Genomic DNA, 15734 nt, shown 5'->3' on the forward strand with positions numbered 1-15734 from the left:
TCGAGTCGTTCCTCGACGACGACCCGGCGACGTACCCGCGACCGGTCGCGGAGGACCGGTACGAGGAGGGCCACCTCAGCGCGACGTCGTCGGCGTCGTCCCCACGGCGGCCGACGGCACGGCCACCCTCGCCACGCTTCTCACCTCCCGTTCGGACCACACCCGCGAGTCGGCACTCGACGCGGTTCGGACCGCCGCCGCAGACTACGACGCCGACGAACTGGCCGCGGCCGCGGCCGACGACGGCCTCGCCGACGTGCCGCACACCGAGGCCGTCGCCACCGACCTGCACGTCCTCTCGCTCCTGTCCGGCCGCCGCGCCTCCGGGTCGCCGGGCCGGACTTCGACCCCTACTACGCCCACTCCGGCGGGTACGGCTACACCTGGTTCCGCGACGACGCGGAGATCTCGCGCTTCCTCTTAGAGAGCGACGACCACCTCGACCTGTCGCTGTCGGCGTGGCACGACCGGAGCGCGCGGGCGTACCGGCAGACGCAACTGGACGACGGGTCGTGGCCGCACCGCGTCTGGCCGTTCAGCGGCGAACTCGCGCCGGGGTGGGCGAACGGCCGCCTCGAAGCCGGGTCGGACGTGGAGTATCAGGCCGACCAGACGGGGAGCGTCGTCGCCTACCTCGCTGCGTACCTCGAGGAGGCCGACGACGAGGGCGTCACCGAGACGCTGGAACGCGCCCTCGCCGGCCTGAACGAGACGCTCGCCGACGACGGCCGCCCCGTCGCCTGCCAGAACGCGTGGGAGGACATGTCCGGCCGGTTCGCCCACACGGCGGCGACGTTCCTCGAGGCGTACGCGCGACTCGCGGCCACCGACACCGAACTCGCCGCGGCGGCGAAGGCCCGCGCCGACGAGGTGTACGAGGCCGTCGACGACCTGTGGGTTCCCTCCCGCGGCATCTACGCGCTCCGGGAGTACCCGGACGACCACGAAGAGACGGGGCTGGACGACCGGTGCGACTCCGCGACGCTGGCGTTGGTCGACGCCCACCGGACGTACGCGCGGGTCGGCGCGGTGGACGACGAACGCGTGGACAGACTCGTCTCGCACGTCGAGCGCGTGGTGGCGGAACTGTCCCGCGACCCGGCCGGCCCGGTCAGCGGGCTGATTCGGTACGAAGGCGACGACTGGCGGACGGGCGAACAGGACGACGAGAAGATATGGACCGTCTCGACGGCGTGGGGCGCGCACGCCGCCGCGAGTCTGAGCGCCCTCTTGGCCGACAGCGGCGACGCACGGAGCGAATCGGTCGGCGAGACGGCGCAGGACCTGCTGTCGCTCGTCCTCCCGGACGGACCGCTCACCACCGACGCCGGCTACCTGCCCGAACAGGTGTTCGACGACGGCACGCCCGATAGCGCGACGCCGCTGGGCTGGCCGCACGCGCTCAGACTGGCGACGGTGGCCCTGATGGACGAGTACGGACTGCTCGAAGAACGCTCGGTCGTCGCCGACGACTGAGGCGACGGGTCGCTCCGCGAACCGGGCTACGCCGGGACTTCTCGCTTCGTCGCGTCCGACAGCAACGCGTCGCCGTCGGTGGCGTCGAACAGGTGGACGTCCGACTGGTCGAACGTCACCTCGACGGTGTCGCCGACGGTCGGTTCCACGTCCGAGTCGACGCGGGCGATGAAGTCGGCGGCCACGTCGAGGTGGAGGTAGTTGTCGGAGCCGACGGGTTCGACCACGTCCACCGTCGCCTCGATGCCCTCGCCCGCGTCGGCGACGCGGACGTCCTCGGGGCGGATGCCGAGTCGGAGCGCCCGCGCGTCGACGGCCGAGACGCGGCGGGCGACGTCGCCGGTGAGCGCGTAACTGAACCCGTCGTCGTTCGACAGCGTCACTGACCCGCCGTCGCCCGTCGCCTCCACGTCGACGAAGTTCATCGACGGCGACCCGACGAAGCCGCCGACGAACTCGTTCGTCGGGTTCTCGTAGACGTCCTTCGGTTCGCCCACCTGCTGGAGGACGCCGTCTTTGAGGATGGCGAGTCTGTCGCCCATCGTCATCGCCTCCTCCTGGTCGTGCGTCACGTAAATGGACGTGATTCCGAGTTCGTTCTGGAGGCGCTGAATCTCCGTCCGCATCGTCGTCCGGAGTTTGGCGTCGAGGTTCGACAGCGGTTCGTCGAACAGGAACACGTCGGGTTCGCGCACGATGGCGCGCCCGAGGGCGACGCGCTGTTTCTGCCCGCCGGAGAGTTCGCTCGGCTTGTCGTCCAAGAGGTCCTCGATGCCCATCATCTCCGCCGTCTCCGCGACGCGGGCGTGGCGTTCGTCCTTCGAGAGGTCCGTACTCATCCGCAGGCCGAACGCCATGTTCTGGCGGACGGTCTTGTGCGGGTACAGCGCGTAGTTCTGGAACACCATCGCCACGTCTCGCTTCCGCGCGTGCACGTCCGTCACGTCCTCGTCGTCGAAGCGAATCGTCCCGCTCGTGGGTGATTCGAGGCCGGCCATCATCCGCAGCGTCGTCGACTTCCCGCACCCCGACGGCCCGACGACGGTGACGAACTCGCCGTCCGCCACCTCGAACGAGACGTCGTCCACCGCGACGATGCGGCCGTTGTCGAACTCCTTTCGTAGATTATCGAGCGTTACAGTTGCCATTTGACCGATGCTTGTGACGACGAGATATAGTTCTTGCCCTCTGTGTGGAATTTGTGAGGTACGATTTCGTACTACTTTTTCTGAGTTCGAATGATTTAAGTTGTGAACGAATAATTCAACTCTTATTCACCCATGACAATGGACCGCAGAACGGTGCTGAAGCACCTCGGAGCGCGGGCGTCGTCGGCGCCCTCGCCGGCTGTGTCGGCGTACAGAACCAGAGCGAGCAGACGGCGGCCGAGTCCGGCGGCGAATCCGGCTCCGACGCCACCGACTCCGGCGGCGACGCGACGGCGACGGAGTCCGGCCCGGCGGGGACGGCGAAGGCGTGGTACCAACTCGCCGATACGGAGGTGCCGGCCCGCAAGGAGGCCATCCAGTCGTACAACGACGCGACGAAGCACACCGTCGAGGGAGCGGACATCTCCGACCTGCGGAAGAAGACCACCTCCGCCGTCCCGGCCAACCAGGGCCCGGCGACGTTCGAGTGGGCGCACGACTGGGTCGGCGACTACCACCAGCGCGGGTTCGTCGTCGACAAGAGCGACGCGCTCTCGGTCAGTCTCGACGAGTTCACCGACGCGGCCGCGGGCGCGTCCAGTTCGACGGCGCGACGGTCGGCCTCCCGCACGCGGCGGAGACGGTTGCGCTGGTCTACAACGAGGAGATGGTCGACTCCGCGCCCTCGACGGTGGCGGAGATGCAGTCCGTGATGGAGGAGTATCACCGACCCCGAGAACGGGACGTACGGTCTCGGCTACCCGTTCGACCCCTACTTCGTCAGCGCGTGGGGGCAGGCGTTCGGCGGCTACTACTTCGACCCCGAGGCGGACCCGCAACTCGGCATCAACGCCGACGCGACGGTGAAGGGGTTCCAGTTCGCCGTCGACGAACTCGTGCCGTACATGCCGAAGGACCCGACGTACGGGCCGCAGGCCGCGGCGTTCGCCGAGGGCAACGCGCCGTTCGCCATCAACGGCCCGTGGTACCTCAGCACGCTGAACGAGAAGGGCATCGACTACGGCGTCGCCGAACTCCCCGCGCCCGAGGGCGGCGAGCCGAGTCCCTACACGGGCATCACGATGTGGTACTTCTCGAAGGGGATGGAGGGCGACGACGCCACGGCGCAGGCCGCCCTCGACTTCGTCGAGTGGTACACGACGAACGAGGACGTCCTCCTGCGCAACGCGAAAGAGCAGGGCTCGATTCCCGTCTTGGAGAGCATCGCCACGAGCGACGAACTGCCCGCGGCGGTGCAGGGCTTCTCGAAGGCCGTGAGACAGGGCGTCCCGATGCCGACGCACCCGAAGATGAACGCCGTCTGGACGCCCGTCAAGGACGCGCTGACGAAGGCGTTCAACGGCGACGCCGACGTCGGCGCCGCGATGGACGAGGCGGCGAAGACGGTCCGTAGCAACTGGGAGTGACCGCGCCATGAGCACCGCCTCCCGCGTCGCCACCCGAGTCGCGGACGTCCCGTTCCTCGACAGAGAGGACACCTCGCTCCTCCTCGTCCTGCCGGGGCTGTTCGTCTTCTCCGCGTTCATGCTGTTTCCGGTGCTGTACCTCGTCGGCATCTCCTTCACGAACGCGCGGCCGGCGAACCTGTTCGCCGGCGAGACGGCGCTGGACGTCCTGACGTTCGGACAGGCCGAGTTCGTCGGCCTCCAGAACTACGTCTCGGCGCTGACCGACCCGGCCTTTTGGAACTCCTTCGGCGTGACGTGGCTGTTCGTCGCGACGAGCGTCACCGCGAAGATAGCGTTCAGCGTCGGCATCGCCCTCGTGGTGACGGGTGACCGCGTCCGCGGCAAGCGGTTCATGCGCTCTCTCATCATCATCCCGATGGGCCTGCCGGCCATCTTCGTCGTCACCGTCTGGCGGGGCATCTTCAGTACGGCCGAGTTCGGACTGGCGAATCAGCTCCTCAAGTCGGTGGGCTTCGAGTCCGTCGCGTGGCTCTCACAGCGGTGGACGGCCTTTCTCGCCTACAACGTCACCGAGGTGTGGCTGGCCTACCCGTTCATGGTTCTCATCACCGTGAGCGCACTGCAGGACGTTCCCGAGGAACTCCACGAGGCGGCGATGGTGGACGGCGCGGGCTACGTCTCGCGCTTCCTGCACGTCACCCTGCCCTCCATCAAGCGGCCGGTGATGTTCGCGTCCATCCTGACCGCCGCGGCGTCGTTCCAGGCGTTCCTCATCCCGTACGTGTTCAATCAGGGCGGCCCGGCGCGAGCGAACGAACTCATCGTCGTCTACGGCTACCGCGAGGCGTTCACGTTCTCACAGTACGGCGAGGGCGCGGCCATCAGCCTGCTCGCCGTCGCGTTCATCGGCGCGTTCATGTGGCTGAACGTGAAGAAAGGGCGACTCGCCGACGGGGTGGGGGACGCGTGAGCCTCCTCGGCGGCGTCGTCGACAGCATCGCCGACGACGTGAAGGCGGCCGCGTACACGCCGGTGGAAGTCGGGCGCGACGCGGCGTACACCGCCCGCGGAGTCGCCCGCGGCGAGATTTCGCCGGCCGGCCCGCTGAAGACGCTCGGCGCGACGCTCGGGGCCACAGTCGTCGTCGGACTGCTCCTGTTCCCCGTCTACTGGATACTCATGTCCGCGCTGTCGGGGTCCGGGGGTTCCATCTACACGACGAACGGGCTGTCCCTGCTCCCGCAGGACCCCTCGCTGAAGCCGTTCCTCTGGGTCGTCGGCGACCTCATCGTCCCGTCGTACGCCATCAGCCTGAACCTCCCGTTCACGGACCTCGCGGTGGTCCTCGACACGCCCGAACTGGTGTTCCTCGACGCGTCCGCCTACGGCGTCGAGAACCCCTCGAACTTCAAGGGGTTCTTCTGGAACAGCCTCACGGTGTCGATTCCGACGGTCATCATCGCGATGTGTCTCATCGTCCCGGCGTCGTACGCGCTCTCGCGCCGGGAGTTCATCTTCCGCCGGAAGATTCTGTTCGTCTACGTCCTCCTGACGCAGGTGGGCGGCGGCCTCGGAATCGCCCTGCTCATCGGCCTCTACACGGTGTACGTGCAGGTGGGGCTGAACGACAGCAAACTGGCGCTGGCCGTCTACTACGCGGCGACGGCGGTGCCGTTCAACACGTGGCTCTTGAAGACGTACATGGACGGCATCCCCACGTCGTACGAGGAGGCGGCCGTCGTGGACGGCGCGCCCCCGTGGCGCGTCGTCACGGAGGTCATCCTCCCCCTGTCGGCCGCCGGGCTGGCGACGGTGTTCATCTTCACCTTCCTCACGGGGTGGACGGAGTTCGTCGTCGCCCAGACGCTGCTCGGGACGGAGAACTACACGCTCCCGGTCGGCCTCTACTCGCTGGTCGACGAATACTCCATCCCGTGGGCGCGGTTCTCGGCGTTCGCGCTCGTGTTCGCCTCACCGCTCATGCTGGTGTACTTCTTCGCCCAACGGTACATCGAGGGCGGCCTGTCGTTCAGCGGGATGGAAGGCTGACGGGCCCCCTTCTTCGACGCGACGTTCTCCTTCTTCGACGCGACGTTCTCCTTCTTCTACTTCGCGCACGCGCGTGCGCCGGCACCACAGTCGCGACCGATAGATACTCCCCCCTCTGCCGACCCCGTAACGAACGAGGTGAGACAGGTGAGCGAAGAGACGGAGGCGGCCGAAGCCTTCGTGAAGACGGTCGACGAGGGCGAGGCGTACCACGCGCTGGGGGCGTTGGCGTTACTGAAAGCGACGAGCGAGGAGACGGACGGCGCGTTCAGCCTCGTCGAACGGCGGGGCGACGAGGACAGCGTCGTGACGCCGTTGCACGTCCACCGGTCGGCCGACGAACTCTGGTACGTCCTCGACGGCGAGATACGACTGTTCGTGGACGGCCGGGTCCGGTCCGCGGGGCCGGGCGACACCGCCTTCGCCCCGCGGAACGTCCCGCACGCGTTCCGAATCGCCGCCGACGGTACCAGATGCCTGCTGTTCGTCTCGCCGGGCGTGGAGACGCTGTTCTCCGAGGTGGGGACGCCCGTCGAGGAGGCGACGGTTCCCACCGACGGCCCGGACGACGCCGAGTTGGCCCGTCTCGACTCGTTTCTGGCCGACGCCGACGTGGAGATGCTGGGGCCGTCCCCGTTCGACACCGACGCTGACACCGATAGCGACGCTAGCACCCACACAGACACCGACACCGACACCTGAAGCGCCCCCGGCCCTGAGACGCGGGGGCACGGCCCGTCGGATTCGAAGTCGTTAAAGGCGTCTCCGGGGTAGACCCTGTAACTCGCTGGCCGAACGGGACGCCAGCGGGCACCCGAGGACTCGGGACGAAATGTGGACGGACCTCGAAGGTCCTCCGAATCGCAAGCGCCCGTGGTGAAACTATGGCACGAAGCTTCTACTCCCACATCAAAGACGCGTGGAAGAACCCCGGCGACGGGAAACTCGGCGAACTGCAGTGGCAGCGAAAGCAGGAGTGGCGCGACCAGGGCGCCATCGTCCGCGTCGACCGACCGACGCGCCTCGACAAGGCGCGCGAACTCGGCTACAAGGCCAAACAGGGCATCGTCGTGGCCCGCGTCTCCGTCCGCAAGGGCGGGGCGCGCAAGCAACGGTTCAAGGCCGGCCGTCGGACGAAGCGGCAGGGCGTCAACCGCATCGGTCGCCGCAAGAGCATCCAGCGCATCGCGGAGGAACGCGCCGCGCGCAAGTACCCGAACCTGCGCGTGCTCAACTCCTACTGGGTCGGCGAAGACGGCTCCCAGAAGTGGCACGAGATCATCATGGTCGACCCCGAGCACCCGGCCATCCAGAGCGACGACGACCTCAACTGGATCTGCAGCGACGACCACAAGGGCCGCACGTTCCGCGGTCTGACGAACGCCGGGTCCTCGAACCGCGGTCTGAACAACCGCGGCAAGGGCGCGGAACACACCCGCCCGAGCATCCGAAGCGGTCGCCGCCGCGGCAAGTAATCCGACGCTCGACTCCGACTTTCTTTCGACGCCGCCCGGCGAGTGACGACGCCGACGCGCGCGAGGTGTCGCGACGACACCCGACTCACGTCAACGCGAATCCGAGGACCGAGAGACCGATGAACGCGACGTGCGTCCCCGCGTGCGCGAGCATCGCGGCTTCGAGGTGCCACCGCCAGAAGAACCAGCCGTAGACGACGCCGCCGATGGCGTTCAGGAGGACGGTCCGAATCACCGTCGGGAACGTGAGCGGTCCGAGTCCCGCGATCGCGGGGAGGTGCCCGATGCCGAAGACGAGTGCGGTGAGGACGATGGCCGGCCACATCACGTCGGGGCCGGGGCGACTGACCCCGCCCGCGGCGCGCCACCCGACCCACGCGAGCGCCGACATCAGGCCCCAGCGCAGCAGGAGTTCCTCGGTCAGTCCACCGTAGAGGAACCTGACGGGCGCGGAGGCGACGATATGGACGAGCGTCGCGTCGACGTCGCCGACGCCGGGACGGCCCCGAGCGGAGAGAACGTCACGTCGAGCGCCGCCAGCAGGAAACCGACGACGATACCGGCGAGGAGCGCTCGCGGACCGGTTCGGCGCAGTTGCGGGAGGACGGGGTCGCCGCCGTCCGCGCGTTCGGCGACGAGCGAGCGCAGGCCGACGCGCGCGGTGGCGAACGTCCCGACGAGGACGGCGACGACGAGCAACGCCGCCGGGGTGAGAAGCGAGAGGGCGAGGACGACGAGCGGTGAACTGCCCGGGGGCGACGGGAGCAACCCGGTGGCGGCGAGCGTCGCGCCGAGGGACGCGATACCGAGGAGTCCGAGCGCGAAGAGCGCACCGACGCGGCGGCCGTACCGGCGTCGAGCGTTCGGCTCGCGGCCGAGTGCGTGAGTCCCCGCCATCTGTCCCGTGGTCACACGGCACAGAGATAAGCCCGGCGTTCGACGCCGGGGGCGACGGGAGCGGGGCGGTCAGGCGTCGTGGCCGGAGTCCGTGGGGCCGTCCCACGCGTCGAACCCGCCGCGGAGACTGGAGACGGAGGCGTCGAGGTGCGAGTCGAGCAACGAGGCGACGCGGCGGGAACTCTGGCCGACGTAGCAGGCGACGACCACGTCGTCGCTCCAGTCGGAGTCGACCGTCGCGAGCGAGAGACGCGACGCGGGGAGGTTCACCGCGCCCTCGATGTGGCCGGCGGCGTACGAGGACGGGTCGCGGATGTCCACGACCGTCGTCTCGGTGTCGTCGTCTTCCAGTTTCGCCACCAGCGTCTCCGGGTTCGTCTCCGTGACCATACCCGTGGCTGACGGACGGCGTCTCAAACCGTCTTCGATTCGGGAGGCTCTCTCACGATTCGTCGTGACAGACGGGGGCGCGGGCGCTTGCGTCGTCGGTCGGCGAACGGTGACCCTCGCCGCCGCCGGGCGCGGATTTATTCGGCTCACCGACCAACGTCGGGTATGTCTCTCTCACTCGACGCGACGCAACTCGACCGCTACTCCAGACACATCATCATGGACGAGGTGGGACCGCAGGGACAGAAACGACTCCTCGAGGCGTCCGTGCTGGTCGTCGGCGCGGGCGGTCTGGGGTCGCCGGTGATTCAGTACCTCGCCGCCGCGGGCGTCGGCCGCCTCGGCGTCGTCGACGACGACGTGGTCGAACGGAGCAACCTCCAGCGACAGGTCGTCCACCGCGACGACGACGTGGGGACGCCGAAGGCCGAGAGCGCGGCCGCGTTCGTCCACGGCCTCAACCCCGACGTGACCGTCGAGACGTACGAGACGCGACTGGAGAAGGCGAACGTCGAACTCCTCGCGGACTACGACGTGGTGGTGGACGCCTCGGACAACTTCCCGACGCGCTACCTCGTCAACGACTTCTGCCGACTCCACGACATCCCGGTGGCGCACGGCGCGATATACAAGTTCGAGGCGCAGGTGACGACGCTGGCGCCGGACGGGCCGTGTTACCGCTGTCTGTTCCCGGAGGCACCCGAACCCGGGACGGTTCCCGACTGCGCGACGACGGGCGTCCTCGGCGTCCTCCCGGGAACCGTCGGCTGTATCCAGGCGACGGAGGCCGTGAAACTCGTGCTGGAGGCCGGCGACCCTCTCGTCGGTCGCCTCCTGTTCTACGACGCGATGGACATGACGTTCGAGACGGTGCCGTACCAGCAGAACCCCGACTGCCCCGTCTGCGGCGACGACCCCATCGACTCCGTCGCGGAGGTGGAGTACACCGACGTCTGCGCGGTATCGTCGGAGTGAGTCGGGGCGACGGACGGCGAAGAGAGCAGTCGGGGACGAACGGGGCCGGACGGCGGGAGGTCTCGTCGCGACGCCTCACCGACCCGCGTCGGTCCCGCCGTCGGTCGGCGCGGCCTACGCGGGTTCGGCGTCGGTCGGTGGTGACGCGTCGTCGTCCATCTCGCCCTCGTCGAAGTCCGAGGCGACCACGTCGAACTCGCTGGCCTCGAACGTCGCCGAGATGTCGCCGCCGCAGAGACGCGCGACGCGGTCGGTGAGTTCGTCCAGCGCCATCGTCTGGTCGGCCGTCGCGTCGGTTATCTCGGTGGAGGCGTCGCGCGCGTCGAACGCGTGCGTCTGCGCGGTCTGGATGGTCGTGGTGACCTCCTCGATGTTCTTCGCCTGACTGTCGGTCGCCCGCGCGACTTCGCCGATACCGTCCGCGGCGGCGTCCGTCGCCTGAGCGATCTCCTCGAGCGACTCGAGGACGTCTTCTATCTCGCCGGAGGCGACCTGAATCTGCTCGTGGGACTCCTCGGAGGCCGTCACCGTCTCGTCGGCCTGTTCCTGAATCTGTTCGATGCTCTGTGCGATCTCTTCTGTGTGCTCGTGCGTCTGGTTGGCGAGTTGTTTCACCTCGTCGGCGACGACGGAGAACCCCTCGCCCGCCTCGCCGGCGCGCGCGGCTTCGATGTTGGCGTTCAGCGCCAGCAGGTTCGTCCGGTCTGCGACCTCTGCGATGACCTCGACGACTTCCTCGATAGCGCCCATTCGCTCTTGGAGTTCGGTGACGGTGGCGAGCAGGTCGTCGGAGATGTCGATGACGTTGTCGGTCGCCGACCGGACGGACTCGCCCGCCCCCCGTGCGCTCTCGGCCGCCGTCTGCGCTTGCGCCGCGGAGCTCGCGACGTCGTCGGAGGTGGCGGCTATCTCCTCCATGCTCGCCGAGAGGTCCTGCATCTCGTCTGCACCCTCGTCGAGCAGTTCGCTCTGTTCGGTCACCTGCGACTCGATGCGCGTCGCGGCGTCGGCGGCGCGTTCGATGGCCTCACCCAGGTGGACCGCCTTCTCGTCGACCTCCTCGGCGAGTCGCTCGAAGCGCTCGGCCATCGCGTTGAACTCGGGGACGACGGACAGCGTCCGCTCGTCCAGATGCCCGGTGTCGTCTTCGAAGTCGATGCGTGCGGACAGGTCGCCGTCGGCGAGTGCGCTGACGGTCGCGAGCAGTTCGTCGACGAGTCGAGTCGAGGCTCGCTGGCGCGTGACCACGTCCGTGCGGTCGTAGATGGTCTCGACGACGGCGACGAGGTCACCGTCCTCGAACACCGGTTGGGCGACGAAGCGGATGTGCCGTTCGACGCCGTCGCCGGTCACCATCGTGCTGCTGTCCTCGAACCCGCCGTCGCCCGTCGCGGCGACGCCGAACTCCGTCTCGGCGTTCCGGGGCGCTTCGAGCACCTTGTCGGCGAGCGTCTTCGCCCGACGGCCGTCGGGATAGAACGCCTCGCTGGCGTGCTCGGAGCCGAGCGCCTCGGACGCGGGGACCGCGGTGAGGTTCTCTAGCTGGCGGTTCCACGCGACGACGACGCCCTGAGCGTCGAGGACGAACGTGGGGGCGCCGACGCTCTCCAGAAGCTGTGTGCTGTCGAGCGAGCGCGCGACGCCGGATACCGTCTGGTGGTCTCCGGCCGCGAGACCCCCGTCGGTCCGTGGGCGGTCGCCGCCCACCGGAAGCGCATTCACGAATCGGGTGAGCAACGAACTGAGCATCGTCCCCCTTTTCGCAACATGATAGATAACTGTACCGCGGCGATTTTCAGAACTGATATTCTGAAGACAGCAAACGGGCACCGTCACCGCCTCGACGGCCCAGTCACCACCGCACCGGGTCGTCGTCCACGACGCGGCCCAGCACCGCCGCTTCGGCCTTTCGGAGGTGCTCGGCCGCCGTTCCGGTCGAACAGTCGAGTCGCTCGGCGACGTCGGCGACGGACGCGCCGCGCGGGTCGCCGTAGTAGCCGAGTTCGACCGCCGCCGCGAGTGCGTCTCGCTGTCGCGCGGAGAGTTCCGCCGCGGGTTCGGCGACGCGGCCGGTGTAGTCGCGAATCCTGACGACGTCCATCTCGACGCCCGACGGCAGACCGTCGAGGGCGTCGTCGAGGGCGCCTGTCGCGCCGACGACGGAGATGTCGACGCGCCGGTCTCCGCGGTAGACGACCGGCGGGACGACGACGACGCCGGTGTCGAGGAAAGGCGCGACGAGGGTGGCGTCGGCGTTCCGTTGCTCTTCCTGTACCGCGAGGTAGAACCCGGGACGGTCCTCGGCGTCGGCGACTTCGTAGTCCAGAATCGACGCCGAGGCGTCGAGCGCCGCCGTGTAGCGCCGGGGGTCGTCGCCGTCGACGTGGAAGAGGACGGTGTTTCGCTCGCCGACGGCCGGATTCCAGTGGAGCAGACTCGTCCGTCTGAAGCCGGGCGTCTCGGCCACGAACGCGTGCATCGGATGGACGAACCGGTCGGGGAGACCGAGGCGAATGCGGAGCGACTTCACGACGGTAACTCCGAAACCGGCGCACAAAAAGGGACCTCACGAGTGCGGCAGAAGGGCGAGGCGGTGTCGCGCCGATGTCGAGATATGAGTCTTGACACGCGGTCCGCCGACCGCGCCGAAGTCGAGGCGGCGGGCGGAGTTCACGCGCTTCTCTCGGACCTGGCGTACCGCCGGGACGACCACGTCAACGCGCCCGGGTTCGTCGTCCGCCCGGACGACGTGCAGGCGACGCTGACGCGACTTCGCGACGACGCGGGCTTCGACCACCTGTCGTGCGTCACGGCGCAGGAGTACGCGGACAGATACGAGACGGTGTATCACCTGAAGTCGTACGACGACCCGACCCGAGAGGTGAGCGTCGTCGTCCCCCTGCCCGCTGACGCCCCCGTGAGCGAGTCCGCCGCTCCCGTCTTCCCGACGGCGGGATGGCACGAACGCGAGGCGTACGACCTCGTCGGCGTCCGGTACGAGGACCACCCGGACCTCCGCCGCATCCTCCTCCCCGAGACGTGGCAGGGTCACCCGCTCTCGCGCGGGTACGACCGAGACCGCCCGCAGGTCGTCTCGTTCAGCGAACACGCGAATCCGGTCGAGGACGACGGTCGGGAGGGCGACACGCTGTTTCTCAACGTCGGGCCGCATCACCCCGCGACCCACGGCGTCCTCCACTTGGAGGTGACGCTGGACGGCGAGCAAGTCGTCGACGTGGAACCGGATCTCGGGTACATCCACCGCTGTGAGGAGCAGATGTGCCAGTCGAAGACGTACCGCCACCAGATAATGCCGTACCCCGACCGCTGGGACTGGAGCGGCGCGGGCCTGTTGAACGAGTGGGCGTACGCCCGGGTCGCCGAAACGCTCGCCGACGTCGACGTTCCCGAGTACGCACAGGTCGTCCGGACGATGGTAGCCGAACTGTCGCGGATGCTCGCGCACTTTCTCGCCGTCGGCGCGTACGCCCTGGACGTCAGCGGCGAGTTCACCGCGACGTTCATGTACGCGATTCGAGACAGAGAGAAGTTACAGGACATCCTGGAGGACGTGACCGGCCAGCGACTGATGTTCAACTACTTCCGCCTCGGCGGCGTCGTCTGGGACCTGCCCGAACCGCGCGAAGAGTTCTTCGAAAAGGTGCACGCCTTCGTCGACGGCCTGCCGGCGAAGTTAGAGGAGTACCACGACCTGTTGACGGCCAACGAGATATTTCAGGTCCGGACCGTCGACACGGGGCACCTGCCCCCGGACGTGGCGAAGGCCTACGGCTGTACGGGTCCCGTAGCGCGCGGGTCGGGCGTCGACTACGACCTGCGGCGGGACGACCCGTACGGCTACTACGACGAACTCGACTGGAACGTCGTCACCGAGGACGGCTGTGACAACTTCAGCCGTCTGCTCGTCCGCCTCCGCGAGATAGAGGAGTCCGCGCGCATCGTCGAACAGTGCGCCGACCTGCTCGAAGACTGGCCCGAGGACGAGCGGACCATCCAGTCGAACGTGCCCCGGACGATACGTCCCGAGGACGACACCGAGGTGTTCCGAGCGGTCGAAGCCGCGAAGGGCGAACTCGGCATCTACGTCCGCTCGGACGGCACCGAGACGCCCGCGCGGTTCAAGATTCGCGGGCCGTCGTTCTCGCACCTGCAGGCGCTCCCCGAGATGGCGCGCGGCGAGTACGTACCGGACCTGATAGCCACGCTCGGGAGTCTCGACACCATCATGGGCGAGGTGGACCGCTGAACGGTCTCCGAGTCGACGCACCCGAACGGGGGTGCGGTTCGCGTGGCGACTGTCGTCGATTCTCGGACGGCGAGAACCGGTTACGGCCGTTTTCTCCGCGGGACGCGTCGGCTCACACATGGAGCTAGACACGACATCGACGGCGGGGGTGGACGACGCCGAGGAGACGCAGGTGTGGATGGTCGAGCGGACGTACTCGGCGGACTCGCCGAACATCCTCGTCGTCGTCTACGCGACGCTGGACGGCGCGCGGTACCTCCAGAAGGAGTGGGCGTTCAACCGCTACGGCAGCAGTCCCGGACCGACCGTCACCGCCGCCCGGGACGTGGGGACGGCGCGCTTGTCGACGGTCGAGGACCCCGAGACGGTCGAACGCTACCGCACGGAAGCCGAACGGATGCGAGAGCGACACGACCCCGACGACACGGTCTGACGCGTCGCTCGGCGGATGGCGAACCGGCGGCACCGGAGTCGAGTCGGCGATGCGCGTCTCCGCGGGCGGGGGTGCCGCACTCCGCGTGGTCGCCCGCGGCGTCGGTCAGGTCACGGCGAGTCTGGCCGCCACTTCCCACTTGAACGTTCGGCCGGACGGTGCCGACGACGGAGTGGCCCGGGAAGCCCGACCCGGGAGACCACAGCGTTTTATCGGCCGGACGGCCGAGGTAGGAGTATGACCTCGCAGGGAATCGTCGGGGAATTTCTCTCTTTGAAGTCCGAGACGGACGCGGACGTGCTGACGATGCAGTGCGGCGACTTCTACGAGTTCTTCGGGGACGACGCGGAGTTCGTCGCCGACGAACTCGACCTGAAGGTGTCGCAGAAGTCCTCGCACGGGTCGTCGTATCCGATGGCCGGCGTCCCGGTGGACGACCTCACGCCGTACCTGAAGGCTCTCGTCGAACGCGGCTACCGCGTCGCCGTCGCCGACCAGTTCGAGGGCGACGACGGACACTACCGGGAGATTACGCGCGTCGCCACGCCCGGCACCCTCCTGGAGACGACGGACGCCGACGCCCGCTACATCGCCGCCGTCGTTGCGCCCGAGGACGCCGCGGGGGTCGGACTGGCGTTCGCCGACGTGACGACCGGCCAGTTCTTCGTCACCGAGACGGCCGACGTCGACGCCGCCCACTCGGAGCTGTACCGTTTCGCGCCCGTCGAGATTCTCCCCGGGCCGGCGGTCCGCAGCGACGACGACTTCCTCTCGCGCCTGCGGCAGGAGACGGACGCGTCGCTGTCGCTGTTCGAGGCCGAGGCGTTCGCGCCCGGCCGGTCGAAACACGTCGTCCGCGAGCAGTTCGGGCGCGAGACGATGGAGAGCGTCGGGCTGGATTCGGACCTGGCGATTCGCGCGGCGGGCGCGGTCCTCCGGTACGTCGAGGAGACGGGGGCGGGCGTCCTCCAGTCGCTGACGCGCCTGCAGACGTACGAGACGAACGACCACCTCGAACTCGACGCGACGACCCAGCGGAACCTCGAACTGACGGAGACGATGCACGGCGAGACGGAGGGAACGCTGGTCGACGCCGTCGACCACACCGTGACGAGTCCGGGCGGCCGACTCCTTCGAGAGTGGATGACGCGCCCCCGCCGTGACCGCGAGGAACTCGAACGCCGCCTCGACGCC

The 15734-nt window shown here is 68.5% G+C and carries 13 protein-coding genes and 3 pseudogenes; 10 read left to right on the forward strand and 6 right to left on the reverse strand.

Going from position 1 to position 15734, the window contains the following annotated elements; all coding sequences use genetic code 11:
• A pseudogene (locus GJ632_RS10300) lies at positions 1–1476 on the forward strand (glycoside hydrolase family 15 protein); the annotation flags it as partial.
• Positions 1477–1502: 26 nt separating this feature from the next.
• Here GJ632_RS10300 and GJ632_RS10305 read toward each other — a convergent pair.
• A complete protein-coding gene (locus GJ632_RS10305; protein WP_191452865.1) occupies positions 1503–2624 on the reverse strand; it encodes an ABC transporter ATP-binding protein in 1122 nt (373 codons plus the stop codon).
• Positions 2625–2756: 132 nt separating this feature from the next.
• Here GJ632_RS10305 and GJ632_RS10310 point away from each other — a divergent pair.
• From GJ632_RS10310 to GJ632_RS10330, 5 genes and pseudogenes are all read left to right on the forward strand, one after another.
• Positions 2757–4051: pseudogene (locus tag GJ632_RS10310) on the forward strand (extracellular solute-binding protein).
• Between the two features lie 7 nt (positions 4052–4058).
• Positions 4059–5024, forward strand: a complete 966-nt coding sequence (locus tag GJ632_RS10315) for a carbohydrate ABC transporter permease (protein WP_089804782.1) — start codon at positions 4059–4061, stop codon at positions 5022–5024.
• On the forward strand, positions 5021–6103 hold the full coding sequence (locus GJ632_RS10320) for a sugar ABC transporter permease (RefSeq protein WP_089804780.1): 1083 nt from the start codon (positions 5021–5023) through the stop codon (positions 6101–6103). Before GJ632_RS10315 ends, GJ632_RS10320 begins: the two co-directional genes overlap by 4 nt.
• 147 nt (positions 6104–6250) lie before the next feature.
• Positions 6251–6805, forward strand: coding sequence for a quercetin 2,3-dioxygenase (locus GJ632_RS10325; protein ID WP_343161121.1), 555 nt, complete (start codon positions 6251–6253; stop codon positions 6803–6805).
• A 182-nt stretch (positions 6806–6987) separates the two neighbouring features.
• Positions 6988–7578, forward strand: a complete 591-nt coding sequence (locus GJ632_RS10330) for a 50S ribosomal protein L15e (RefSeq protein WP_089804779.1) — start codon at positions 6988–6990, stop codon at positions 7576–7578.
• A gap of 85 nt (positions 7579–7663) precedes the next feature.
• Here the strand turns inward: GJ632_RS10330 and GJ632_RS23540 are convergent, their stop codons facing one another.
• The 3 genes from GJ632_RS23540 to GJ632_RS10340 form a co-directional block, all read right to left on the reverse strand.
• Positions 7664–8041 carry a type II CAAX prenyl endopeptidase Rce1 family protein gene (locus tag GJ632_RS23540; protein WP_343161123.1) on the reverse strand — a complete coding sequence of 126 codons (378 nt, stop codon included), beginning with the start codon at positions 8039–8041 and terminating at the stop codon, positions 7664–7666.
• Positions 7999–8475, reverse strand: coding sequence for a hypothetical protein (locus GJ632_RS23545; protein ID WP_231751473.1), 477 nt, complete (start codon positions 8473–8475; stop codon positions 7999–8001). Before GJ632_RS23545 ends, GJ632_RS23540 begins: the two co-directional genes overlap by 43 nt.
• 69 nt (positions 8476–8544) lie before the next feature.
• The gene (locus tag GJ632_RS10340; protein ID WP_089804774.1) at positions 8545–8865 is read right to left on the reverse strand and encodes a rhodanese-like domain-containing protein; all 321 of its coding nucleotides are present in this window, start codon (positions 8863–8865) and stop codon (positions 8545–8547) included.
• A gap of 165 nt (positions 8866–9030) precedes the next feature.
• On the opposite strand from GJ632_RS10340, the gene GJ632_RS10345 reads away from it, so the two are divergent.
• Positions 9031–9840 (forward strand): molybdopterin-synthase adenylyltransferase MoeB, encoded by an 810-nt coding sequence (locus GJ632_RS10345; protein WP_191452866.1) that lies wholly within the window; start codon positions 9031–9033, stop codon positions 9838–9840.
• Between the two features lie 114 nt (positions 9841–9954).
• On the opposite strand, the gene GJ632_RS10350 is transcribed toward GJ632_RS10345, so the two are convergent.
• On the reverse strand, positions 9955–11589 hold the full coding sequence (locus GJ632_RS10350) for a methyl-accepting chemotaxis protein (RefSeq protein ID WP_191452867.1): 1635 nt from the start codon (positions 11587–11589) through the stop codon (positions 9955–9957).
• A gap of 103 nt (positions 11590–11692) precedes the next feature.
• Positions 11693–12370 carry a helix-turn-helix domain-containing protein gene (locus tag GJ632_RS10355; protein ID WP_343161122.1) on the reverse strand — a complete coding sequence of 226 codons (678 nt, stop codon included), beginning with the start codon at positions 12368–12370 and terminating at the stop codon, positions 11693–11695.
• An 84-nt stretch (positions 12371–12454) separates the two neighbouring features.
• Here GJ632_RS10355 and GJ632_RS10360 point away from each other — a divergent pair, with 84 nt between their 5' ends.
• The 3 genes and pseudogenes from GJ632_RS10360 to GJ632_RS10370 form a co-directional block, all read left to right on the forward strand.
• Positions 12455–14107, forward strand: coding sequence for an NADH-quinone oxidoreductase subunit D (locus tag GJ632_RS10360; protein ID WP_089804768.1), 1653 nt, complete (start codon positions 12455–12457; stop codon positions 14105–14107).
• 118 nt (positions 14108–14225) lie between these two features.
• Complete coding sequence (locus tag GJ632_RS10365; RefSeq protein ID WP_191452868.1) at positions 14226–14540, forward strand: hypothetical protein; 315 nt, start codon at positions 14226–14228, stop codon at positions 14538–14540.
• Between the two features lie 237 nt (positions 14541–14777).
• Positions 14778–15734 (forward strand): annotated as a pseudogene (locus GJ632_RS10370) (DNA mismatch repair protein MutS); the annotation flags it as partial.

The organism is Halogeometricum sp. CBA1124 (assembly GCF_009741955.1).
GTDB classification, from domain to species: Archaea; Halobacteriota; Halobacteria; order Halobacteriales; family Haloferacaceae; genus Halogeometricum; species Halogeometricum rufum.